Raw genomic sequence first — 447 nt, 5'->3', positions numbered from 1 at the left:
CCCATTTATCGACCGTGGACTTACCAAGGCCTAAGCTATCCGCGACATCTCGGACACTGCGCCCTTTATCAACAACTTCTTGTGCAACTTCGAGTCTAAATTCTGGAGAGTATGTTGGTCTTGTTCGTTTGCTCATTTTGATACCTAGTTAGTTGATGGTGATAATATCACCTCTAATTAGGTGGCCAAAATTAGTGTGCCACTACAAGCAGCTAGTAAACCCGGCAATAACATAATTGAGAGATGTTTTAATTTCATCGAAATCCTTTCCTTTAAGTTTGCTTTAATCCATGCATTTAAGTGCAACATATAAGTAAATATAAGCTGCTTATTTTCTTTTCTATTTTTTAAATCATTAACTTTGAGTATATCCATTTTTCTTCCTCTATTTACATTTAAATTGCGCTAGAGAAATAACACGGGCTAATGCCTATGCAAGGCTCTAGC

General features: G+C 36.9%; 2 protein-coding genes. Both read right to left on the bottom strand.

The window, feature by feature from the left end:
- A partial coding sequence (locus A3761_RS28885; RefSeq protein ID WP_156491502.1) for a transposase occupies nucleotides 1–136 on the bottom strand: 136 nt, incomplete at its 3' end.
- A gap of 41 nt (nucleotides 137–177) precedes the next feature.
- Complete coding sequence (locus tag A3761_RS01925; protein WP_068553616.1) at nucleotides 178–375, bottom strand: hypothetical protein; 198 nt, start codon at nucleotides 373–375, stop codon at nucleotides 178–180.
- Nucleotides 376–447 lie beyond the last annotated feature (72 nt).

Source organism: Oleiphilus sp. HI0123, assembly GCF_001635315.1.
The sequence above is the reverse complement of the archived record's forward strand: the minus strand, read 5'-3'. Positions and strand labels throughout refer to the sequence as shown.